Source organism: Paenibacillus sp. FSL M7-1046, from assembly GCF_038007405.1.
GTDB lineage: Bacteria > Bacillota > Bacilli > Paenibacillales > Paenibacillaceae > Paenibacillus_AQ.
This window is the reverse complement of record NZ_JBBOXB010000001.1, coordinates 1,489,259-1,510,435: the sequence shown is the minus strand read 5'-3', so window position 1 is coordinate 1,510,435 and position 21,177 is coordinate 1,489,259. Positions and strand designations below refer to the sequence as shown.

Here is a 21,177-nt window from a genome sequence, read left to right as displayed (position 1 = left end):
ATATGGAAACATCATTATTTATGCTAGGTTTTGTTATATTTCTCGCGCTTGCGTTCGATTTCATCAACGGCTTCCATGATACAGCCAACGCAATCGCCACCTCCGTCTCCACACGGGCGCTAAAGCCGCGTACCGCTATCATTATGGCGGCGTCGATGAACTTTGTAGGGGCTCTGATGTTTACAGGAGTAGCCAAGAAGATCGGCGGCAGCATTACCGACCCTACCTTGCTAGATAACGGGATTGATATTGTTATAGCTACCCTGATTGCCGCGATTATCTGGAATCTGGTTACCTGGTGGCTGGGGATTCCTTCTTCTTCTTCACATGCACTTATCGGAGCACTGGCCGGTGCTGTATATGTAGGGGCCGGTACGGACCACATCAAATGGAGCGGTTTTGTTGAGATTGTGGAAGGATTGATTTTCTCCCCGCTCATTGCCTTTGTCATTGGTTATATTGTTATGACGATACTGAAATGGATCTTCGCCAAACGCAGTCCGCATACGGTGAATAAAGGCTTCCGCTCGATGCAGATCATTACAGCGGCGCTGCAATCCTTCACGCACGGCACGAATGATGCCCAGAAGGCGATGGGGATTATCACCTTTGCGCTCGTGACTTCGGGACGTCTGGAGACTATGGAGGTTCCGCTGTGGGTTAAGATTGCTGCAGCTACGTCGATGGCACTTGGAACGTCGATTGGCGGCTGGAAGATCATTAAGACGATGGGGACCAAAATTTTCAAAATCGAGCCGATCAACGGCTTTGCAGCGGATATATCCGCGGCTTCTGTTATTTTCTCGGCCACACTGATGCATTTGCCGGTAAGTTCAACGCATGCCATTACATCCTCTATTCTTGGTGTAGGCTCTGCCAAACGCTTCTCCGCTGTGAAATGGGGAGTTGCCGGACGGATTATCGTCACCTGGTTTATTACAATTCCGATCAGTGCAGTGCTGGCGGGAGTTATCTTCACAATTTTCTTCTAGAGCACGGGTATGAAGATGTCACGGAAGCCACGGATGGCTGCGGACATCTTTTTTTGTTGTCTTTTTAGATGAATGGAATAGGATCAGAGCGGAGACACCGAAAGGTGTCTTTTTATATTTCAAGAGAAGAATGTCACAAAAAGTAACGCAAACCCGATAAAATGCATTAATCAGAGGTAAAAGAAAAGGGAATATATCACTTTTAAAAAAGAAAATGACATGAAAAATTTGTGATTCGCGTAGTATTATGTAGGATTTCGTAGTCTTTAAAGTAAGGTGTGTTTTAAGTGTTACCATAGCTGACAGAGAACGGTTCAAAGATTGTGCAAGAACTTAAAAAGCGTGGCAAAGGAGGCCTGTCGTTGATCGACTTTCATCAAGTAGACAAACATTACGGACATTTTCATGTACTGAAAGCAATCGACCTGCATGTTCAGGAAGGGGAAGTGGTTGTCGTGGTCGGTCCTTCCGGCTCCGGTAAAAGCACGATGCTGCGCTGCATTAACCGGCTGGAGACGATTACGAGCGGCGGATTGACCGTGGACGGGATAACTGTAAATGAACGCAAGACGGATATCAATAAGCTGCGCAAAGAAATTGGAATGGTGTTTCAGCATTTCAACCTGTATCCGCATAAAAAGGTGATCGACAATATTACACTGGCACCGATCAAGGTGCTTGGGCTTTCCAAGGCGGAAGCGGAGAAGACAGCGATGTATTACCTGGAAAAGGTAGGGATTGCCGATAAAGCTCTGGCTTATCCGTCCCAGTTGTCAGGCGGCCAGCAGCAACGTGTGGCAATTGCCCGGGGACTGGCGATGAAGCCGAAAATAATGCTTTTTGACGAACCGACATCCGCGCTGGATCCGGAAATGGTTGGTGAGGTGCTGGACGTGATGCGGACGCTGGCCCGTGAAGGCATGACGATGGTTGTGGTCACCCATGAGATGGGGTTTGCCCGCGAGGTTGCGGACCGGGTTATTTTCATGGATCAGGGACAAATCGTAGAAGAAGCGGAGCCGGAGCAGTTCTTCGCCAGCCCGCAGGAAGAGCGGACACGCACATTTCTCAGCCGTGTATTAAGTCATTAACCAAATAGACAGCAATAAGGGGAGGAAGAGAAATGAAAATGTCCAAAAGCTTCAAACGGTTAAGTGTGCTGATGATCGCTGCCGCCCTGTTCGTAATTGCCGGATGTGGCAACAACAATGTGAACAGTAATAATGCGAGCAGTAATAATGCGGCCGGCGGCAGCAATGCTTCAGGGGGATCAACAGCTTCCAAAGCCATTGCCAAGATTAAGGAACGCGGCAAACTGCTGGTAGGCGTGAAATACGACACGAGACTGTTCGGACTGAAAGATCCGGCATCGGGTAACGTGGAAGGCTTCGACATCGACATTTCCAAAGCCATTGCTAAGCATATCCTCGGTGACGAAAACGCCATTGAACTGAAGGAGGTAACCTCCAAGACAAGGATTCCAATGCTGAACAACGGTGAGATCGATATGGTTGTCGCTACCATGACCATCACCGAAGAGCGCAAGAAGGAGGTTGACTTCTCCGACGTTTATTTCCAAGCCGGACAATCGCTGCTAGTAAAGAAGGGCAGTTCGATCACCGGTCTTGAAGATGTAACGAAGGATACCAAGATACTCGGTTCCAAGGGGGCAACCTCGATCAAAAACATTAAAGAGAAGGTTCCGGGTGTAACTGTACTGGAATTTGATAACTACCAGGATGCGTTCAGTGCTCTGAAGGCCGGTCAAGGGGACGCGCTAACAACAGATGATGCTATCCTGTATGGCATGGCTTCGCAGGACCCGGGCTTCGAGGTTGTAGGCGAACCGTTCACCGACGAACCTTACGGCATTGCTGTGCAGAAGGGCAACACCGATGTAGTTCAAGCCATTAATGATACCTTGACCGAACTGAAATCAAGCGGTGACTATGCTGCCATCTATACGAAATGGATCGGTAAAGCTCCGGCAAAATAAGGCTGGTCAGGCATCTTTGACATCATGCTCTACATTCACCATTGGTCCTTGCATGAACGGTAGCCGTCCTTTAAAGGGCGGCTCTGCCGTTTCTGCTTGTAAGATCAAACGGATGACGAACGGGGCAAGTGAGCAAGCATCTTTAGGCAAGGGTAGGTGAGATCCATGGATTTTACGATATTAACCGATTATTTCGGCCAGTATATGGAGGGCTTTAAGGGCACTTTACTCTCCAGCGTACTCGCTCTCCTCGGCAGCTTTCTGGTGGGGACAGTAATCGCAGTCTTCCGCATTACATCTGTGAAGGGGCTGCGCTGGTTCGGAACGGGCTACGTCGAGTTTATCCGTAATATTCCGCTATTGCTCGTGGTGTATATTTTCTATTACGGTCCTTCTGCACTGGGATTCACACTTGATGGCTTCAAGGCAGGAACCATCGGCCTGGCCGTGTATACCTCAGCCTTTATCGCCGAGGCGATCCGCGCCGGAATCATGGCTGTTCCCAAAGGGCAAATGGAGGCCGCACGTTCGTCCGGACTCAGCTACATGCAGACTATGCTGCATGTCATTCTCCCGCAGGCGATTAAGCTGGTCATCCCGCCGCTTGGCAACCAGTTTATTAACCTGATTAAAAACTCCTCGGTACTGACCATCGTCGCCGGTCTTGATTTGATGTATTTTGCAGATAGCATCTCAACTGAAACATACCGCACATTCGATACCTACATCTTCGTAGCGTTGTTCTATCTCGTATTGACTCTTCCGCTTAGCTACGGCGTGCGGGTATGGGAGCGCCGTCTGCAGCGCAATTACTAGAATAGGATGTTTTATGTGGCGAATTATTAGTTGTTTACAGTCCGTGAAGCGGCTGTAAGGTTTGCGGTTTAGGGTTTAAAGTTTTTACAGTCCGTGAAGCGGCTGTAAGGTTCGCGGTTTATGTATTAAGGTTCGTAACGATGAGAGAAGGCCGGGATAACAGGCCTTCGATCAATGGCTCACGATCTTAGCTTTGCTTGGCGAAGCTTTGAATTCCAGTTGATAAGAAGGAATGAATGGAGAGAGGGTTTGGCGCTGTGGGGGGCGGAAGCGGTAGTGCCCGCCTGGAAGCCTAAGCTATACCGGATAAATAATGATGAAGATAAGCAGGCATAGAGAAGGTGAAAGTAACGGAGGGGAATTTTGGAACTGGAGGAGCGTTAGCGTCCGCCTTTATGTTTGGATTTCTACCGCAGCCAGCGGTTCAAATCAGGAAATCCAAACATAACAGCGGCCGGAGGTCCAACATTCACCGCAGTTACCCGTCACCGGATCGATTCCAAGCCCGCATCTTTAGAATCCATGCATCCAGCATAGCCCCAGCCTCCAGCCAGCTACCGCATCACGTTCCCCACTCCAAACCCTACGGACAATCATCTGTCCGTATATCAACATTTCAACACTTCCCATGCAAAGCACCTAAGGAGGGTTACTATTTTGGATTTTACCGGCGCATACTCCATTGATAATTTAAAGTTTCTGCTGGATGGGCTGTATATTACGCTCATCGTGGCTTTTGTATCGATTATCCTGAGCTTTGTCATTGGCTGTATTATGGGAGTGATCCGTTATTCGGAAGTGCCGGTATTGTCGCCGGTAATGTTCGTACTGGTGGAGCTGATCCGTAATCTGCCGCTGCTGCTGATTATTTTCTTCATCCGTTTTGCGCTGCCGGAGGTGGGGATCAAGCTGGGATTGATCACGGCGGCTATTGCCGCATTAACGATATTTGAAGCTGCAATGATTGCTGAGATTGTACGCGGCGGATTAACCTCGATTGACAAGGGGCAAATTGAAGCGGCGCGCTCCTCCGGACTCAGCAATTTCCAGACCCTATGGCATATAGTGCTGCCTCAAGGATTGCGGCGCATGGTTCCGCCTCTGGTAAGCCAATTCATCGCACTGCTAAAAGATACCTCGCTCGCAGTTGTGATCTCTTTACCGGAGCTGATGCATAACGCCAGGATTGTCATCGGGCACAGTTACAGCTACGCAATTCCTACATTGCTGCTCGTAGCACTGATTTATTTTGCAGTCAATTTCCTGCTGTCGATCCTCTCGCGAAGATTGGAGAATAAAGTGGTCTGACGGACAGGGATCGTGTACTTTAGCGTAGGAAAGCAGAGGCGGTTATGGTAGTATAATTGTCAACATCTTTGGCAGGAGCAGTGGGCGATGGGACATTTCATACTGAAATCCAAATATGCGCAGATTATCATAGTAGCCGCCGGGACGGCATTGGCCGGTGAATTCAAAATAAATCCGTTTGATGGCGACATCTTCCGGATTGCAATGGGCAGCAGTGCGTTTCTGCTGTTTTTGCTTTTAATGAGGCGGCTGCCTTACATTAGTACAGGTATTGCCACAGGCATTGTCGTGCTGCTGTTTCGTACCGGATTGGATGCTGCGGGAGGCGCTGAGCTGAGCTTTGTGCAGAGTTTAACCAGCCATTTCTCAGCAATGGTCTATTATATCGTCTTCGCAATATTGATGCATTTGCTTAAGAGCCGGCTGGATACCTTCCATCCGCTTGTGCTTGGCGGTGTTGCGTCGCTTATTGATCTGGTGTCGAATGAAATGGAACTGCTGACCCGGCTGATTGTGCTGGACTCTGCCTCTTTCCGGCTGAATGAATGGACTTATCTGATGGTTATTGCTGTCATCCGCACGTATTTTACGACCGGTGTGTACAGCAGCATTTCCGTCAGCCAGCTGCGAATCGCGCAAAGAGAACAGAAGCAGCGGATTGAGCAAATGCTCGGGTTCGGCTCGGGCCTCTACGGTGAAGTATTTTATCTGAAGAAGTCGATCGGAACACTGGAGAGTGTTACCTTGAGCAGCTATGACCTATATCGGAATCTTAAGGCCGGTGAGGAGCATCAGTTATACAGCCGCCAGGTACTGGATATTACCCAGCAGATTCATGAGGTGAAGAAAGATACCCAGCGGATTTTGGCCGGTCTGGTGAAGCTGGTGGAGCGCGAGGTTACCGGGGACATGCGTCTATCCGGCATCCTGAGTTTTACCGTGAAGAGCAATGCCAAATACGCCGAAATGCTGGGTAAGAGTATCAGCTTCAGTACCCATATTCCCCAGGACTCCGATTATACCACCGCAAGCTACATTCCACTGCTTACCCTGCTGAACAATCTCACCGCCAATGCGGTTGAGGTTATAAAAGGAATAGGGAGCGTATCCCTAGATATCTATGAGAAAGCCGGGTCTACGATCCTCACCGTAACTGACAGCGGCGGCGGAATTAAGGAACGTGATCGTGAGCTGCTGTTCGAGCCCGGGTTCACAACGAAATTTGATGAAGAAGGTATTGCTGCTACGGGTATCGGACTTTCGCATGTGCGGGATATTGTTGATGCATTTGAGGGCGAGATTACGGTTCATAAGGCCTCCCATACCGGAGGGGCGATGTTTCAGATTATTTTGCCGACGGCAAAGCTGCGGAAGGAGGAATAAAGGATGCCGCTTTCTTTCTGTATAGTGGATGATGATGCGGCCGCCAGAAGAATGCTGCAGCATATCATTGAGGATAGCGGGCTTGGCGAAGTGGCGGGTACGGCGGAATGCGGGCAGGACGGAGTGCGGCTGATCCTAAGTGAATGTCCGGACATCGTACTGATGGATCTGCTCATGCCGGATCAGGATGGGATCGAGACGATTATCTCTCTGCAAGCCCAGGGCTGCCGCTCCAAATTCGTGATGATCTCACAGATTGAAAACAGTGACATGGTAGGCCGCGCTTACCGCAGCGGAATCGAGTTCTTCATCCGCAAACCGATCAATAAGATCGAAGTGGAGGCCGTGCTGTATAAGGTGAACGAGCGTTATGCGATTAACCGCTACCTGGATGAGATCAAATCTAGCCTCAGCAAGCTGGAGGGACTGCAGTTCGGACTGCCGCCGGTGCAGATCAGTAAACGTTCCGTACGGGAGATCATTCAGCCGATTCTGATGAATATGGGCATGGTGTCCGAAAGCGGAAGCCGCGATATTATCACGATGATGGAGCTGGCCGCAACGCACAGTAACCGCGGAAGTCTGCCACCGCTTAAGGAACTCTACGAAATGGCTGCAGCCAGCTATAAAACCGTTCCCGCCGAAGCAGCGAAAGAGGTGAAAGCGATTGAACAGCGACTGCGCCGCGCGTTGTCTGCCGGACTGACGAATCTGGCCTCCATTGGACTGACGGATTACGGGAATCCCAAGTTCGAATATTACGCGCCGCTTTATTTTGATTTTGAGGAGGTGCGGCTGAAGATGAGGGAGATCGAGCAGGGCCGGGATTCCGGCAAGGTTAAGGTGAATATCAAGAAATTTCTGCAAGTGCTGCATCTGGAACTGCTGGACGGCCTGGGCCGCTAAGGTGCAACTATAGATGTAGGGATCATGGGACCTCCGGAACTGCTGAACAGCAGGCTGGTGGTTATTTTTTTGCGCAGAGATGTAAGCAGGGTAGGCTTCACATCAACATTTGGGCTGGGGATGCCTCATGCGGTACAATGGTAACATGAAGCTGCTGAAAGGCGTAAGTAGGAACAAACGGAGGATTCATTATGATACGTACATTAGTGATAACACATCAGGGTGAAGTGCTGACAGGGCTGGCACTGCAAAATATAGTGATTGCTGATTATGCCTGGATTTGGGCGGATTTTGCTATGCCTACGGCGGAGGAGTCCCTGCTGCTGGACACCTATTTTCATTTTCATCCCTTGGCAATTGAGGATTGTATGCATATCTTGCAGCGGCCGAAGCTGGATTATTACGAGGATGTGCAGTTTTTTGTGCTGCATGCGCTCAATGAGCGCACGCTGGAGGCGGAAGAGGTCGACCTGTTTCTGAGCAAAAACTTTCTCGTGTCCTATCACCATCAGGAGAAATCGGAGATGGATGAGGCCTGGGCTTCGGTGCAATCGGAGATTCACAGCCGCAAAGGCTGGTCGGGCGGTCCAATTGCGGCAGCCTACACCGTAATGGACAAGCTGGTCGATAAGTATTTCCCTAGCCTGTACAGCCTTGAAGATGAATTGGCCGATCTGGAAAGCAGCGGCGGCAGCGAGTCAGTGGAAGAGCTTATGAGCCAGGTCTTCAATGTGCGCGGACGGCTGCTTAAGCTGCGCCGGACGATTGTGCCGATGCGCGACCTGATGTACCGGATCCTCAATTCGCAGCATGTGCAGAGCAATGGAGAGGAACGGATTTATTTTGGCGATATCTATGATCATCTGTTGAAGCTGACCGATATGATCGAGGTGGACCGGGAAATGACCGCTGATCTGCGCGACAGCTATATTTCGCTTAACTCCAACCGGATGAATTCCATCATGAAGACCCTCACGGTAATTACTACTGTATTCATGCCGCTGACCCTGATTGCCGGGATATACGGGATGAACTTCCAGGTGATGCCGGAGCTCCACTGGACGTACGGTTATCCCTTGGTACTGCTGCTAATGCTGTTGCTCGGAGTGGGGATGTTCAGATGGTTCCGGCGGAGCGGATGGTTTAAGTAAAGGAAGCGTAAACGCCACCGCTTAAGTGCGGCGGCGTTTACTGGAGGCAGGAGCCGTTTTTTTACGGTTCTTGGGCGGGGAATTGCGGCGCTTCGGAGCGGAGCGTCTTTTTTTACGCCGTTTGGGGCTGTACAGAGCGGCATCCTCTTCCGCTGCGAGCGCGCCTGCCCCGCTTTTTTTGCCTTTTCCGAAGCTTCCCATTACGAGCTTAACCATAGGGGCCATTTGCTGAAAACCCTGCATCACCTTCTGCACCTTGCCCATGGAGCTCACGATGCCGTCAATTCCGCCTAGCCGGTCGACGATACCTTTGATCTGCTCCATATTCGCGAGATTGCCGAGTCCGCCGAGACTGCCCAGCAATCCGCCTGCTTTGGCGGTGGCGGCTTCAGCGGCAGGCAGGGCAAGCGCTGTTTCGGCAGCTTCCGCTCCAAGGGCAGGAAGCAATCCGGTTTCCACGGGAACAGGCGGCGCATATGAAGTGATACCGGGATAGGGGGAAGACGTGTACGGCCCGGCCAGCGAACGCCCATCCCGGCGGGAATGATTATAGTAATGATGAGGCATAACATCACAATCCTTCGTTAGTGGTTTGCTATACTGTATGTCATGGGCGAACATAAGGTATAGACGAATGCCCGGGTTACCGGGATAGTAGCGGAAAAGGGCGAATGCCTACAAGGAGGGACGGGAAGTGAAGAAACCGTGTCTATGCTTGATTTTCGGTGCTTATGTAGTACTATAATTAAGGCGGTAATCCTATAAGGATTTTGAATGAAGACTATCGAATACATAAATTGTGTGCGCATGGGGTGGACGTTTGTCCATGATTTTCGTTCTTTACAGCGTGAAACCGTTAATGCTTGAAAAAACTGCTCCAGTACAATATAGTAGAGGCAAGATAGTCATATTAAATTATGTATTTAATGTCAGTTTTGTACGATGCTTATTCAATGATGCTAATGCTGACCAAACTTTTAGGGGATGATCTACGATGCAGCTTAAGAAGCTAAACGATAAAAGTATTGACCAATTATTTGAGGCTATTTTAACATTGAAAAATATGGAAGAATGTTATGTTTTCTTTGATGATCTTTGCACAGTAAACGAAATCCAATCGCTCTCACAGCGTCTGGAAGTTGCGCGGATGCTGGGTAAAGGCTCTACTTATAATCAGATTGAAGCAGAGACTGGCGCAAGCACAGCGACTATTTCCCGTGTGAAACGCTGCCTGAATTACGGCAATGACGGGTACAAGCTTACACTGGAACGTCTGGGACGATAATTGATGAAGCCGGGCGTACTCATTATTAGTCACGGCTCACGGGACAAGACATGGGTTTCTATTGTTGAAGAAGCTGTCGGCCATTTATCACTGGAGAAGGAGCTGCCTGTGGCGGTTTCTTTTTTGGAGCTGGTAGAGGGCTGTCTGATACAGGATGGTATAAATGAATTGGAACATGCAGGGGTCACAGATATTATTGTGATCCCCTTGTTTGTGTCTTCGGGAAGTACGCATATTGATGAAATAGAGTATGCACTCGGCGCCAAAGCTGCCCCTGAACGTGAAACGGATCTTGAACGCTTTACGGTTAATGCGCGTATCCATTTCGGCTACCCCGTCGATGATGATCCGGATATTGCGGTCATGATCTGGGACAAGGTCCGTGAGCTGTCCGCTAATCCGCAGCGGGAGACGATTCTGCTCGTGGGACACGGCAGCAAGCATGACGGCTTCCGCCAGCGCTGGGAGCAGGGCATTTCCTCACTGGCGGAACGTGTGCGCACTGTGAGCGGAGTGGCGGCGGCCGATTACGGCCTGCTGAACCCGGACAGTATCAGAAGCCGGACGGAATATTGGCAGGAGCAGGGCTATGATGTACTGGTGGCTCCGCTCTTTTTAAGTGAAGGCTATTTCACCAAGGTAGTCATTCCGGAGAGACTTCAGGGATTAAAGTATGCTTATTCGGGACGGACACTGCTGCCTCATCCGCTGCTGCCGCACTGGATCGAAGAGCAGGTAAATACGATGCTGGTGAAGCTGCGGGCGCAGGTATAAATATCATCGGACTGATGTAGCCGCTAAAGCCGCTAACTTTGAAAAGATCGCGTATCCATTGTGTTTTTTTCGGTGGCTGCCGCATACATATATTTATACTTTTCTGCTGCTGCTGCTGATTTGATGTCATTGCAATAAGTAAAATATATTCTTGCTCAGGCTCTGGCATTGCTTGTGGGGTGCAGAATTGGGTATAATCAGTAAGGTTATCTATTATAAAAACAGGTGGCGTTCCGGTAATGAAAACTGCGAGACTGATTTATAATCCGACTTCTGGACGGGAAGAAATGAAAAAGCGGCTCGCCGACATTTTGGACCGGCTGGATATTGGCGGCATCGAAACCTCATGTCACGCAACAACCGGTGAGGGCGATGCTACGGCAGCCACAATTGATGCGGTCGAACGCGGAACTTATGATCTGATCATAGCGGCCGGCGGCGACGGCACATTAAATGAGGTAATCAACGGCATGGCGGAGAGACCGAATCTTCCCCCGCTTGGCGTACTGCCGCTGGGTACAACCAATGATTTTGCCCGGGCTATGGGTATTCCGAAGAACTGGGAGGATTCCTGTGATCTGATTCTTCGCCAGGAGTCGCGCCTGATTGACCTCGGCAAAGCCAATGACCGTTACTTCATTAATATAGCCGGCGGCGGCAGCCTGACCGAGCTGACATACGAGGTTCCAAGCAGACTTAAGACGATGATGGGCCAGCTTGCTTATTACCTGAAGGGTATTGAGAAAATGGCCAGTCTCTCTCCGCAGGAGCTATACATCCGTGCCAATGGCCAGGAGCTGATTCATGACGAGTTCATGCTGTTCCTGATCGCCAACACTAATTCGGTAGGCGGCTTTGAGAAGCTTGCCCCGGATGCAAGCATTGACGATGGACTGTTCGACGTCATTGCTGTTAAGAAATGCAACCTTGCAGAGTTCATCCGTCTTGTTACTTTGGCGATTCGCGGTGAGCATTTGCAGGATAAGAAGGTCGTTTATTTCCGTACCGATGCCATGGAAGTCACTTCCCCGGGGTATGTCCAGCTTAATCTGGATGGTGAACTCGGCGGTACGCTGCCAGGTAAATTCCAGATCCTGCCGCAGCATTTGCGGATTTTTGCGCAGAAGCCTTGAGGCAGTTAAATGAAGGGAAGTGCAGGTGGCTGTAAGGCTGGCCTGCACTTTTATTGCAAAAGCGAAGATAATGAAAGAAGTGAACCTATAGATATGAGTAAACACCGCAGTGGACGCAGCGCAAGCCGCCGGGAAGGCACGGCGCCTGTCGCCGGACTGCCAGTGAATAAGAATGACGAGGTTATGCTCGATATCATCGGCATGACCCATGAAGGCGAAGGGGTAGGCCGCGTAGAGGGCTTTACCCTATTTGTGCAGGGCGCTCTCCCCGGTGAGAAGGTCCGGGCGAAGGTGCTTAAGACGAAGAAGCAGTATGGCTACGCCAAGCTTCTGGAGCTTGTGCAGGCCAGCAGCGACCGCATCGCGCCGCCCTGCGCCATCTATGACCAATGCGGCGGCTGTCAGCTGCAGCATATGGATTACACCGCACAGCTGGCGTGGAAACGCCAGCTGGTGGTGGACAACCTGCAGCGGATCGGGAAGCTGCAGGTGGCGGGTGCGCCGGGCAGAGGCGCAGCTGCTGGGAACGCTGGTGCAAAGGAGGCCGTTGAACCGGCGGATCTGACTGCCGGGGCAGAAAGTGCGGCAGCTGAGGGCGGGAGTGTGGCCAGTGCAGGTGCTGCGGGTGGCCAGGCTGACGGTATTATCGTCCGGCCAACCCTGGGCATGGACGAGCCTTGGCGTTACCGCAACAAGGCTCAGGTACCGATCGGCGTCACCGAAGGTGGACTGGTCGGCGGATTCTATGCCCGCGGCAGTCACCGGATCGTAGACATGGAGACCTGTCTGATCCAGCATGAGCATAACGACGACGTCGTTGCCGCGGTGAAACGCATAGGCAGAGAACTGGGCATCTCCGCCTACAACGAAGAGACCGGACGCGGCCTGCTGCGCCACGTCGTTGTGAAGAAAGCCTTCCGCACCGGGCAGATGATGCTGGTACTGGTCACGAACGGCCGCGACATCCCGCATCTTGACGCCTGGCTCGGCAGCATCCGCGAACAGCTGCCGGCTGTGGCAAGCATCTGCCAGAACATCAATACGCAGAAGACAAATGTCATTTTCGGAGATGAGACCCGTGTCTTATGGGGCACCGACGTCATCTACGATTACATCGGCGATGTGCAGTTCGCCATCTCCGCCCGTTCGTTCTATCAGGTGAATCCGGCACAGACTGAGGTGCTGTACAGTAAAACCGTAGAATATGCCGGTCTGACAGGCAAGGAGACTGTAATCGATGCCTATTGTGGTATCGGGACAATCTCGTTGTTCCTGGCGCAGCACGCGTCTAAAGTGTACGGCGTAGAGATAGTGCCTGAAGCTATTGAGGACGCGCGTGCGAACGCACGGCTTAACAATATGAACAACGTAGTGTTCGAGGTAGGTGCCTCAGAGGACGTGATCCCGAACTGGAAAGAGCAAGGTGTCACGCCGGACGTCATCGTCGTAGATCCGCCGCGTAAAGGCTGCGACCCGCGCCTGTTGGATACGATTCTGGCGATGAAGCCGGAGCGGGTGGTGTATGTGTCTTGTAATCCATCGACACTGGCGAGGGATTTGCGGGTATTGGAGGATGGCGGGTACAGAACAGTGGAGGTAACTCCGGTGGATATGTTCCCGCATACGGTGCATGTGGAATGCTGTGTGTTGTTAGTGAGGGAGTAGTGATTTGGAGCCACATTTACCTGAATGAGTCCTAATGTATCACAAATTTTGGCTTACTCTTTAGAAGAACAATCGGATTCTACAAATAAATTAAGATATCGAAGACGAGTTGGAGAAGGCCGGTATCCCGCCGCTTCATGTTCTTCAGATGACAACCCTGAACGGGGCTGGATTTCTGGACCGGATAAATGATATGGGGACCGTGGATATCGGCAAAAACGCCGATTTGGTCCTTCTGGACGCCAACCCCATAGAAAGCGTACAAAATCTTTATGGTATTAACGCTGTGATACGGGCAGGTGCTTACCACGATAATCAAAAGCTAAGCTCAATGAAGGAAAGACTTGGAAAAAAATGGAATCTAAGGCCAAAATTATCCGCATGATGACAGAGAATACTGGGAATTTTTATAATGTGGAATTTTCAATAGCTTTGTGTTGTTCAGTGTTTTCAAATGCCAAAGTAAGACGTGGTAAAGGTATACCTAACTTTTTTGCTTCTCTCACAACTTCAAGTACCGCAAAACCTGCTTTACTATTGTTGTATTCGATGAAAAGTCGTGGTAAGCTGCCCTTTGCAAAAATAACCTTGTTAAAAAGCGTGCCGAGAAGTGCCGGTGGAATCTTAGTTAACAGTAGAGAAATCGTATCAATCTTTGCACCTCTTGCTTTAAGTACAGGGATAATTCCCCTCATATTCTTACCAACATTTGCGAATGAGTCACTATGATTCATGAGTGCTGGAAAACTTCCCAGTTTTAACACCTCGGTCTCTATAGCCGCATTCATGGCAAAGTGATTCCATAGCCAGTTTTGCATATCCTTTATCCAACTAATTTTAAAATGGGCACTTTCAAATAGTTCTTTGACCTTGTTGTTAATATGTTCAGTGCCTACCCGTGGTTTTTCCAGAAATAGCATTTTTAAAAAGCCACCTCTAAGCCTATTGTCCGCGATGCCGCCGCCGCCTCCTGGGAACCCAAAGACAACATTGTTCATAGACAATGGTGAGATCGATGATTTCAAATCTTGCCAAACGTTATTGAATATTAGGACAGGGGTGTTTCCAGCAGCAGTCGATAGTAATTGTGCTGCTTCTGGAAGTTGTTCCGTGTTGACACTCACAATAATGAGATCATAATTTGGGCTCATCTCCTCATGCAGTTTGACGTTCCAGCTTTCTTTTATTAGCTGTTTCCCTCTTCGTGCGTCCCACATTTCAAGCTCTATGTTGCTTCCGAAGGTTTCTTTTCTCCCTTTTCTAACGTAAAACTCAACTGTATGCCCTGCCTTTTCAAAAGCCCAAGCATATTGGGTCGATATTACACCTCTACCGAAGAATAAAATTTTCATATTAGCCTCCTAAAAATATATATTAATCCTTGTTGATGATCAAACAACGTGTTGTATAATGTTATTGTATAGATTCACTATACGGTCATCAACCATCAGATTTTTATTATCTGTCGTATAATCGATTGAACAGAAAATGGAGGCAAATAATGAATAAGCAACCTGAAATTACGGACAAAACTAGGCAAACATTTATAAATGTATTCTGTGATTTATATAGCCAAAAACCAATTGAAAAAATTTCCATTCAAGAGATTGCTAACCAATCAGGATATAATCGCAGTACATTTTATCAATACTTTACGGATATCTATGAGTTGTTGGACTGCGTTGAAGAGCGTGTCTTTAAATCCATTAACGAGGAAATGGCAAGCAGAGAGTTTTCTACACATACTTTCCAAGATGCACTTCAATGCTTGGAAAATGCAGAGGAAATTTCAGTTCTTAAAGCCCTCTTGGGCGACTATGGTTCTGTTCATTTTGTTGAACGCCTGAAAAGAGAAATTCCCTTTGAGAGATTGATTGTGGACTTTCCAACAAATGATGTTTTAGCACCATACATAATTGAGTTTTACATATCAACATTAATATCTATGTTTCGCCTTTGGATACGCAACGGCAAAGATCTATCGTCGGAAGAATTGGTCAAGTTGGTAGACAGCCTATTTGCAAATGGGATAACACCGTATCATATCTTTGGCATGGTCAATCCGCGGCGCCCTGATTCGAATAAAAAGTAAGGGGACGAGGAGAAAGAGAATGAGGGACTTTAATATCGGCTCATCTTGCCATTTGGCGGGTATCATTGGCGCATTCTTGATATACAGGGCAATGCGGCCTTGATTTTAACTGAATACATGATCGAACAACACTCCTATATTACTGACAATGAAAAAAATACGGTGAGCGGCAGTATGAAGTTGATTTTATCAATCAAACGGCAAAATAAATAAATAAATTACGAAACCCGCACATGTGGAGTCGGTGGCGTGGATGACTCCAAAAAAACTGATGTCAAAAAGGAGCCGGTTAGGCTCCTTTTTGACATCAGGGTTGAAAGATATTGTGTATGCTAATGCTTTCGTTTGAGAACATTTCAACTTTGGTATTGCTGCAGGCAGGGGGGCCGGGTATTTCAAATATTGCCCATAAAAGAGCTGGTATTTCAAGCTTGCTCATCGTTTTGGGGCAATCTTTTTCCGTTATGGCGGCAATGTAGTAATCCGTCGTGTTCTATCCATTCCGCTCTTGCTTATGACGGTATAAATTGTTATTCCCAATACGGAACACCTGTGAAGAGAAACGATTCATTGTTTACATAGGCATTAATTTCTCTACTGGCTAATTTACTGATATGGTCTGGTAACCACTCCTGCGAGTCGGGCAGACCCAGCCAGAAATTCATGGTCTCAAGCTGTGCTGCAACGAAAAAACCTTCCAATAGCTCAATATAGTTATCCGGTAATGAATGATACTTAGAATATGATTTCAGTAACTGTTCTCTGAATGAAGGATGTATATATGAGAACGTCCAGCCCAGATCAACCAAATAGTAACCAAACCCGCAAGCGCCAAAATCGATGGGCCGCGCCTCTTTTTCATGAAACACAATATTACTTGGAATTAAATCGGCATGAATCATTCCCCAATTACCGGACGTTCTCTCAATAGAGTTCATCATTGTAATTACCTGCCCACCTGCAATCTGAAGAAGTTCGGTATCGCTTGTATTAAGCAGACCTGCATTAGCCCGCTCCTTAAGCTTGCCCAGTGATTGTAATATACGGGAACTATCAAAGGCAGGACGTTCAAATAAACTTGGGATTTGCCAGTTAGAGGCTTGCCTATGTAATTTACCGGTCATTTCACCTATATATTTAGCGTCATCTATTGTAAGGATAAAAGGTTTCTGCTCACCTTCCACCCATTGTAGTAAAGTGCAGTTTGTATTGTTTACGTTCGTAATGAATTCTCCGCGGGTGTTCTTGTAAGGTGAAGGCAGGGTTAAATCTGTATCTAAGGCTAAGGCGTGAAGCCAGACCATTTCGGAGTGGATCACTTCCTGCTTACTCCAAAAACTTTCTACTTAATGCTTCCTTTGCTATACTTAAGTTTTTATCCAATCGCAAATCTCTCCTCGTTATCATTATATAAAATTACAATAACACATCTATTTTTTGGGAAAAATGTATTGGTTAATTATATTTGTTTTTGACTACTTCCTTTTTTGTAAAAAAGGTAAAAACAGCCACATCATAGTTTATTCTACCGTCAGCACTCATCCCATGTGGAGGTTACAGTAAGACTCGAAAGAAAGGATACAGCCGAATAGACTGTACCTTAGTTGGTGGCGTAAGGATTGGAAAGGTTATAGTGAATCTTAATCCTTTCATCAAGCTTCTGCTGTTCGATAATGTGAGACGAACAGAAAGCGGACGTATGCTTAACGTAACCGCCGCAAATATACGTCCCATTACGCCTGTCGGGGAATATACTTGTTACTTAACATTTCGGAAAAGAAGACTTGAACATTCTTATTCTTCACCCGTTTGTAGCATATATAAATGACGGATTGTAATATGAAGTGCGACAGAAGCAAATAGTTGAGGAGAGATTAAATGAAATCACAAATTAAGTGTGTGCTTCTTATGTTTCTGTTAAGTATTTCAATAACTGCGTGTTCCACCAATAAAAGCAGCTCAAACCTGAATAATGACAGTAGCTCAAGTAGTAATAAAATTTCTGACACCAGTGTTCCAACAATTACTTCTTCTGCACATATTACTCCTTCTGAAAGTAAACCTGAGAACAATAAGAGTTTAGCAATGGAAGCATATAAGATAGTATTGCAAAATAAGATTGAATTTTACAGCACAGAAACTAAGAAAAAGGTGTATTTGAATGATTTTTTAACTAATAACGAGATTTATGGAACTACATCTAAAATTAAAATAAATCACTTTGCCGTGCTTGATATGGATGGTGACAGAATACCTGAAGTTGTTCTTGGATTAACAGTAGATGAGAATCCAAATTTTGTTGAAGTCCTGCATTATATGAACGGTGAAGTCTATGGCTACTTTTTTGGAAACAACCAGTTACGTTTTCTTAAAACTGACGGAACATTTAGATGGTTAAGCGGCGGGTTAACTTACAACGGATATGGAAAATTAAGATTCCAAACCAATTCCTGTGAAACTGACAAATTAGCTTATCATGAATCAAGTGCTACTGATGAATCATCCACCACATTCGCCATTGCATACTACATCAATAATAAACTAGTTACTGAAGATTCATATATAGCTTTTGTTAAAGAAGAAGATGCTAAAAGGGATGTAACGTGGTATGAATTTTCTCAAGAGAATATATTAACAGTGACTTCAAAAACAAGATAGTGATATTACGTGATATATTTTATGCCGTCAGACGCCGAAATTGGCAGTATAGCGTTTCGTGTATTCTCACGCGCAAAAGAAAAGACGCCGTATTAGGGCGCCTAGAAGTTGTGGGTAAATGCCATTCCATTAGTATTAAAAGCCTGTACTCCCTGTCTACTCGTCACATGTGGAGTGCTGTTCACTGTTGGTCAGGAAAGACTAATAGTTGAGATGTATTGGCGTATACAGCAACGCAGCGGGAGAAATCCCGCTTCTTTTTTTTGTCCATAAGTTTAGTTGGGGCGGCTATTGATAGTCGTCCTTTGTAGTATCCCCACCCAGTGCCTGATGAACAAATTATTGCTTCTGAGCCGATGTTAAGGCTTGTCATACCCGTCTGAAATTTTTGCGAATATCTTCTATACGCGCAAAGAAAGCCCCAACCATATCGGCGGGGCAAAATAGGGAGCGTGATGGTTCTATTATTAACATGAACATAGCTAATATACCTGTCCTCCTATCGAAATAAAGCTTTAGAAAGTACCCTTTAAAACTGGCTTCCCATCTTCGAAGACAAAATCAATACCTTCAACCGGAAATCGAGAGTACTTTTTTACTTCATACTTAACTCTTTCATTCCAGTTTTTAATAATATCGTCTACATGAACGATATTGTCTAATATATCAGCTACAAATTTTTGCATAATAGAATCGTCATATCCTACATACTTAGTTAATGTTAATTCACAGTCAGCGAAAATTTTTTGAACATTAATTTTTGAGGCCAACAAACTTTTTAATGATTCAATAGCTAGGACTTCTCTGTAAAATGTAGGAGGATGTTTTTTTGTATCGAACTTATTAAAATCATCTGGCTTTCTTATTATAAAAAAAGCTATCACTATTCCTAATATAACTTTTTCAAAAATAAGTACTAGTAGCATCAATTCAAATCCTTTTTTGAATTCCTCACTATTATTACAGTTATCTATTGAATTTTTGATAACGCCATTATACTCATCATAAATTCTGCTTAAAGCAAAAGCATCGGCATCATATTCAAGAGATTTTTGATCTAATGTTGATATAGCTTCATTATTAGATTTACGGTTTTCAAGCAATTTTATATGACCATGAATAACATGTCCTATTTCATGATATAAAATAAACTTAATAGGTATCATTTCTACAATACCATCATCGAAATCATATGAATTGTGGTGTGCTTTTAAAAAGCCTTTAAAAAAATTATAGTAGTGTATTATAAGACCTTCACTTAATTTTATCTCCGAATTAGAAGTACAAGCTACAAAATGCATATCTTTCAAAAAAGTTAAACTTAAATCAAATTTTTCGTTCTTATTATAGTCATTAAGTGATTTTTTAGTATTTTCCATAATTATATTAAATTCTTCAATGATCAAACTCTTTATTCCTTCAATTTCCTCATCTCGATTTTTCAAACTGGAATACCAGGAATTTTCATCGTATAGATTATTGATGTCTATTTCAAAATTAGTATTCAAAAAAAATATTTCTCCATTAGTATCTTCATTTTTATCACTTGAAACGCCCATATAATAACGCCCCCATCATATTTTTATACCAAGCACTTTTAATAAAAAGTAATGTTTTATCAAACTCTTATTTCTCATTATCCGCCTTCGATCGCGTTTATTCAATGCTTATCCTACTTAAAAACTCTTGTTGAAAGTACATATTGCGCGACGGTTTAATTGAATACTAATCCATGCTTATTCATAATATGACCGATCTTACGTCGTTAAGCAGGCTCAAAATTAAGGAATACAGTGGATTAGCAAACACTTCAAGTGTTTGTTAGAATTTAGGTAGAGTGGCAATACAAGGTGAGGGTTATGTTATGCCAAAAATGGTAATATGCCAACAATATTATGGATGTTGAATTCGGGAGAGAGATTGACTGTGAAGTAAATATCGGAAAAGCTAGAGATAAATATAAGAACAGTTTCTCGGTATATTGATGAACTATGTGCCAGTGGCTTCCCTATCATATCCGACACAGGGCTGTTGGTATTGGAAATTGTAGTTAATATATTATTTCTTGCTATGATTGATAGGGCCAATTTAAGCGAATACTGCCACATCGATAGATGTCTATTTTACGCAGCCATTACATGTGGAGTGTGTAGCTTGGATGGACTTTATCGGCAAAGGCTGAAAAAAATATGTAGTGTTTAGTTATAACAATGTCACTACATGTTGATTTTTTACGTTATTTTGTTGGCGGCTTTCGGGGCGAAAAGTGCCCTTTCCATAGATGGACTTTAATTCTAGGGCTAAATGGCGGTTTGGCTAGGTGTTTGACTGAGGCAGGGGTTTTAAAGCTGCCCTATGGGGCCTTTCGTTGACATGATTGCTTGGCTGGAAGAGCAGTAGGAGTAAAGGGCAGCACTGGAGCAGCGAGAAGGTACTCTTAAGAGGCTAATGGACATTCTTAACAACAAAATAAGGCAGGACTCAAAGCAATCACATTTCAGCGTGTGGTTGCTTTTTTTATTTTCTAAGAGAGTAGGAGAGGGCAATGAACAAGAATGATGTATTCTCATTTGAAGAAGATCAAATACAGAGACGCTTGCTCCAGATTATCCGAACCTTTCGCAGCGGATCAACTGGTCACGCTCCTCCCGCAGACGTTTGATCTCCTGCTTGATCCATGCCTTCCGTTCCGAAGAAAGATGAGGCCCCCCTTACTCCAGCGCTAGCTGGTGGCGCCAAAACACTGGTACCTTCCGTACCGGAAGGCGGGGGCGTGTAAATGCTCAACTTTATGAAGGGCAGCTTATTTTCTCGAACAAACAAGGAACCGGAACCGGCCTGGCCGGAGGAAAAAACCAGGTGCTGGTCATATGGAGCAGTCCCGGCAGCGGTAAAACGACCGTCAGCGTCAAACTGGCCCAGTATGTAGCCAGCTGTAAACGCAACGTACTGCTGCTTTTGTGCGACATGACCACGCCGATGCTGCCTTGCATCCCCCAAAAGAGCATTCATAACAAA

The 21,177-nt window shown here is 46.3% G+C and carries 21 protein-coding genes and 1 pseudogene; 17 read left to right on the top strand and 5 right to left on the bottom strand.

What is annotated here, in order from left to right; genetic code table 11:
* Positions 1-2: 2 nt before the first annotated feature.
* The 8 genes from NYE29_RS06450 to corA all read left to right on the top strand — a co-directional run bounded on the left by NYE29_RS06450 (position 3) and on the right by corA (position 8,552).
* Positions 3-992, top strand: coding sequence for an inorganic phosphate transporter (locus NYE29_RS06450; RefSeq protein WP_038585711.1), 990 nt, complete (start codon positions 3-5; stop codon positions 990-992).
* A gap of 362 nt (positions 993-1,354) precedes the next feature.
* Complete coding sequence (locus tag NYE29_RS06445; protein WP_038585714.1) at positions 1,355-2,083, top strand: amino acid ABC transporter ATP-binding protein; 729 nt, start codon at positions 1,355-1,357, stop codon at positions 2,081-2,083.
* Positions 2,084-2,115: 32 nt separating this feature from the next.
* Positions 2,116-2,988 carry a glutamate ABC transporter substrate-binding protein gene (locus NYE29_RS06440; RefSeq protein WP_340894953.1) on the top strand — a complete coding sequence of 291 codons (873 nt, stop codon included), beginning with the start codon at positions 2,116-2,118 and terminating at the stop codon, positions 2,986-2,988.
* A 165-nt stretch (positions 2,989-3,153) separates the two neighbouring features.
* Complete coding sequence (locus NYE29_RS06435) at positions 3,154-3,804, top strand: amino acid ABC transporter permease (RefSeq protein WP_340894951.1); 651 nt, start codon at positions 3,154-3,156, stop codon at positions 3,802-3,804.
* A 657-nt stretch (positions 3,805-4,461) separates the two neighbouring features.
* Positions 4,462-5,112, top strand: coding sequence for an amino acid ABC transporter permease (locus NYE29_RS06430; RefSeq protein WP_340894950.1), 651 nt, complete (start codon positions 4,462-4,464; stop codon positions 5,110-5,112).
* 87 nt (positions 5,113-5,199) lie between these two features.
* The gene (locus NYE29_RS06425) at positions 5,200-6,495 is read left to right on the top strand and encodes an ATP-binding protein (protein ID WP_076110184.1); all 1,296 of its coding nucleotides are present in this window, start codon (positions 5,200-5,202) and stop codon (positions 6,493-6,495) included.
* Positions 6,496-6,498: 3 nt separating this feature from the next.
* Entirely contained in the window at positions 6,499-7,401 is a 903-nt protein-coding gene (locus tag NYE29_RS06420) for a response regulator (protein ID WP_038585726.1), read from the top strand.
* A 191-nt stretch (positions 7,402-7,592) separates the two neighbouring features.
* The gene (gene corA / locus NYE29_RS06415; protein WP_038585729.1) at positions 7,593-8,552 is read left to right on the top strand and encodes a magnesium/cobalt transporter CorA; all 960 of its coding nucleotides are present in this window, start codon (positions 7,593-7,595) and stop codon (positions 8,550-8,552) included.
* 21 nt (positions 8,553-8,573) lie between these two features.
* Here corA and NYE29_RS06410 read toward each other — a convergent pair whose 3' ends face one another.
* On the bottom strand, positions 8,574-9,119 hold the full coding sequence (locus NYE29_RS06410) for a hypothetical protein (RefSeq protein WP_076110186.1): 546 nt from the start codon (positions 9,117-9,119) through the stop codon (positions 8,574-8,576).
* Positions 9,120-9,546: 427 nt separating this feature from the next.
* On the opposite strand from NYE29_RS06410, the gene NYE29_RS06405 reads away from it, so the two are divergent.
* The 5 genes from NYE29_RS06405 (at position 9,547) to NYE29_RS06385 (ending at position 13,794) form a co-directional block, all read left to right on the top strand.
* A complete protein-coding gene (locus tag NYE29_RS06405) occupies positions 9,547-9,837 on the top strand; it encodes a YerC/YecD family TrpR-related protein (protein ID WP_019913624.1) in 291 nt (96 codons plus the stop codon).
* Positions 9,838-10,611 (top strand): sirohydrochlorin chelatase, encoded by a 774-nt coding sequence (locus NYE29_RS06400; RefSeq protein WP_445322156.1) that lies wholly within the window; start codon positions 9,838-9,840, stop codon positions 10,609-10,611.
* Between the two features lie 239 nt (positions 10,612-10,850).
* A complete protein-coding gene (locus tag NYE29_RS06395; RefSeq protein ID WP_038585736.1) occupies positions 10,851-11,744 on the top strand; it encodes a diacylglycerol kinase in 894 nt (297 codons plus the stop codon).
* A 93-nt stretch (positions 11,745-11,837) separates the two neighbouring features.
* Positions 11,838-13,409 carry a 23S rRNA (uracil(1939)-C(5))-methyltransferase RlmD gene (rlmD, locus tag NYE29_RS06390; RefSeq protein WP_340894946.1) on the top strand — a complete coding sequence of 524 codons (1,572 nt, stop codon included), beginning with the start codon at positions 11,838-11,840 and terminating at the stop codon, positions 13,407-13,409.
* A 109-nt stretch (positions 13,410-13,518) separates the two neighbouring features.
* Positions 13,519-13,794, top strand: coding sequence for an amidohydrolase family protein (locus NYE29_RS06385; RefSeq protein ID WP_340894945.1), 276 nt, complete (start codon positions 13,519-13,521; stop codon positions 13,792-13,794).
* 22 nt (positions 13,795-13,816) lie between these two features.
* On the opposite strand, the gene NYE29_RS06380 is transcribed toward NYE29_RS06385, so the two are convergent.
* On the bottom strand, positions 13,817-14,761 hold the full coding sequence (locus tag NYE29_RS06380; RefSeq protein ID WP_340894943.1) for a ketopantoate reductase family protein: 945 nt from the start codon (positions 14,759-14,761) through the stop codon (positions 13,817-13,819).
* A 149-nt stretch (positions 14,762-14,910) separates the two neighbouring features.
* On the opposite strand from NYE29_RS06380, the gene NYE29_RS06375 reads away from it, so the two are divergent.
* Positions 14,911-15,501, top strand: a complete 591-nt coding sequence (locus NYE29_RS06375) for a TetR/AcrR family transcriptional regulator (RefSeq protein ID WP_076110190.1) — start codon at positions 14,911-14,913, stop codon at positions 15,499-15,501.
* 335 nt (positions 15,502-15,836) lie between these two features.
* Complete coding sequence (locus NYE29_RS06370; RefSeq protein ID WP_340894942.1) at positions 15,837-15,980, top strand: hypothetical protein; 144 nt, start codon at positions 15,837-15,839, stop codon at positions 15,978-15,980.
* Positions 15,981-16,031: 51 nt separating this feature from the next.
* Here NYE29_RS06370 and NYE29_RS06365 read toward each other — a convergent pair whose 3' ends face one another.
* Positions 16,032-16,820 carry a phosphotransferase enzyme family protein gene (locus NYE29_RS06365; RefSeq protein WP_256718084.1) on the bottom strand — a complete coding sequence of 263 codons (789 nt, stop codon included), beginning with the start codon at positions 16,818-16,820 and terminating at the stop codon, positions 16,032-16,034.
* Between the two features lie 559 nt (positions 16,821-17,379).
* Between NYE29_RS06365 and NYE29_RS06360 the strand changes: the two genes are divergently transcribed.
* Positions 17,380-18,159: a hypothetical protein gene (locus tag NYE29_RS06360; RefSeq protein WP_340894941.1), complete on the top strand. Its 780-nt coding sequence runs from the start codon at positions 17,380-17,382 to the stop codon at positions 18,157-18,159.
* Positions 18,160-18,674: 515 nt separating this feature from the next.
* Here NYE29_RS06360 and NYE29_RS06355 read toward each other — a convergent pair.
* Positions 18,675-19,718: a hypothetical protein gene (locus NYE29_RS06355; protein ID WP_340894940.1), complete on the bottom strand. Its 1,044-nt coding sequence runs from the start codon at positions 19,716-19,718 to the stop codon at positions 18,675-18,677.
* 322 nt (positions 19,719-20,040) lie between these two features.
* On the opposite strand from NYE29_RS06355, the pseudogene NYE29_RS06350 reads away from it, so the two are divergent.
* Positions 20,041-20,187 (top strand): annotated as a pseudogene (locus NYE29_RS06350) (HTH domain-containing protein); the annotation flags it as partial.
* Between the two features lie 761 nt (positions 20,188-20,948).
* On the opposite strand, the gene NYE29_RS06345 reads toward NYE29_RS06350, so the two are convergent.
* Positions 20,949-21,167, bottom strand: coding sequence for a hypothetical protein (locus tag NYE29_RS06345; RefSeq protein WP_340894939.1), 219 nt, complete (start codon positions 21,165-21,167; stop codon positions 20,949-20,951).
* Positions 21,168-21,177 lie beyond the last annotated feature (10 nt).

Excerpts from the sequence above, each read along its gene's own strand:
- NYE29_RS06380 (WP_340894943.1), bottom strand. The coding sequence starts at position 14,761 with ATGAAAATTTTATTCTTCGGTAGAGGTGTAATATCGACCCAATATGCT.
- NYE29_RS06420 (WP_038585726.1), top strand. The coding sequence starts at position 6,499 with ATGCCGCTTTCTTTCTGTATAGTGGATGATGATGCGGCCGCCAGAAGA.
- NYE29_RS06345 (WP_340894939.1), bottom strand. The coding sequence starts at position 21,167 with ATGCTCTTTTGGGGGATGCAAGGCAGCATCGGCGTGGTCATGTCGCAC.
- rlmD (WP_340894946.1), top strand. The coding sequence starts at position 11,838 with ATGAGTAAACACCGCAGTGGACGCAGCGCAAGCCGCCGGGAAGGCACG.
- NYE29_RS06375 (WP_076110190.1), top strand. The coding sequence starts at position 14,911 with ATGAATAAGCAACCTGAAATTACGGACAAAACTAGGCAAACATTTATA.
- NYE29_RS06360 (WP_340894941.1), top strand. The coding sequence starts at position 17,380 with ATGAAATCACAAATTAAGTGTGTGCTTCTTATGTTTCTGTTAAGTATT.
- NYE29_RS06435 (WP_340894951.1), top strand. The coding sequence starts at position 3,154 with ATGGATTTTACGATATTAACCGATTATTTCGGCCAGTATATGGAGGGC.
- NYE29_RS06440 (WP_340894953.1), top strand. The coding sequence starts at position 2,116 with ATGAAAATGTCCAAAAGCTTCAAACGGTTAAGTGTGCTGATGATCGCT.
- NYE29_RS06405 (WP_019913624.1), top strand. The coding sequence starts at position 9,547 with ATGCAGCTTAAGAAGCTAAACGATAAAAGTATTGACCAATTATTTGAG.
- NYE29_RS06410 (WP_076110186.1), bottom strand. The coding sequence starts at position 9,119 with ATGCCTCATCATTACTATAATCATTCCCGCCGGGATGGGCGTTCGCTG.
- NYE29_RS06370 (WP_340894942.1), top strand. The coding sequence starts at position 15,837 with ATGCTTTCGTTTGAGAACATTTCAACTTTGGTATTGCTGCAGGCAGGG.
- corA (WP_038585729.1), top strand. The coding sequence starts at position 7,593 with ATGATACGTACATTAGTGATAACACATCAGGGTGAAGTGCTGACAGGG.
- NYE29_RS06355 (WP_340894940.1), bottom strand. The coding sequence starts at position 19,718 with ATGGGCGTTTCAAGTGATAAAAATGAAGATACTAATGGAGAAATATTT.
- NYE29_RS06425 (WP_076110184.1), top strand. The coding sequence starts at position 5,200 with ATGGGACATTTCATACTGAAATCCAAATATGCGCAGATTATCATAGTA.
- NYE29_RS06395 (WP_038585736.1), top strand. The coding sequence starts at position 10,851 with ATGAAAACTGCGAGACTGATTTATAATCCGACTTCTGGACGGGAAGAA.
- NYE29_RS06450 (WP_038585711.1), top strand. The coding sequence starts at position 3 with ATGGAAACATCATTATTTATGCTAGGTTTTGTTATATTTCTCGCGCTT.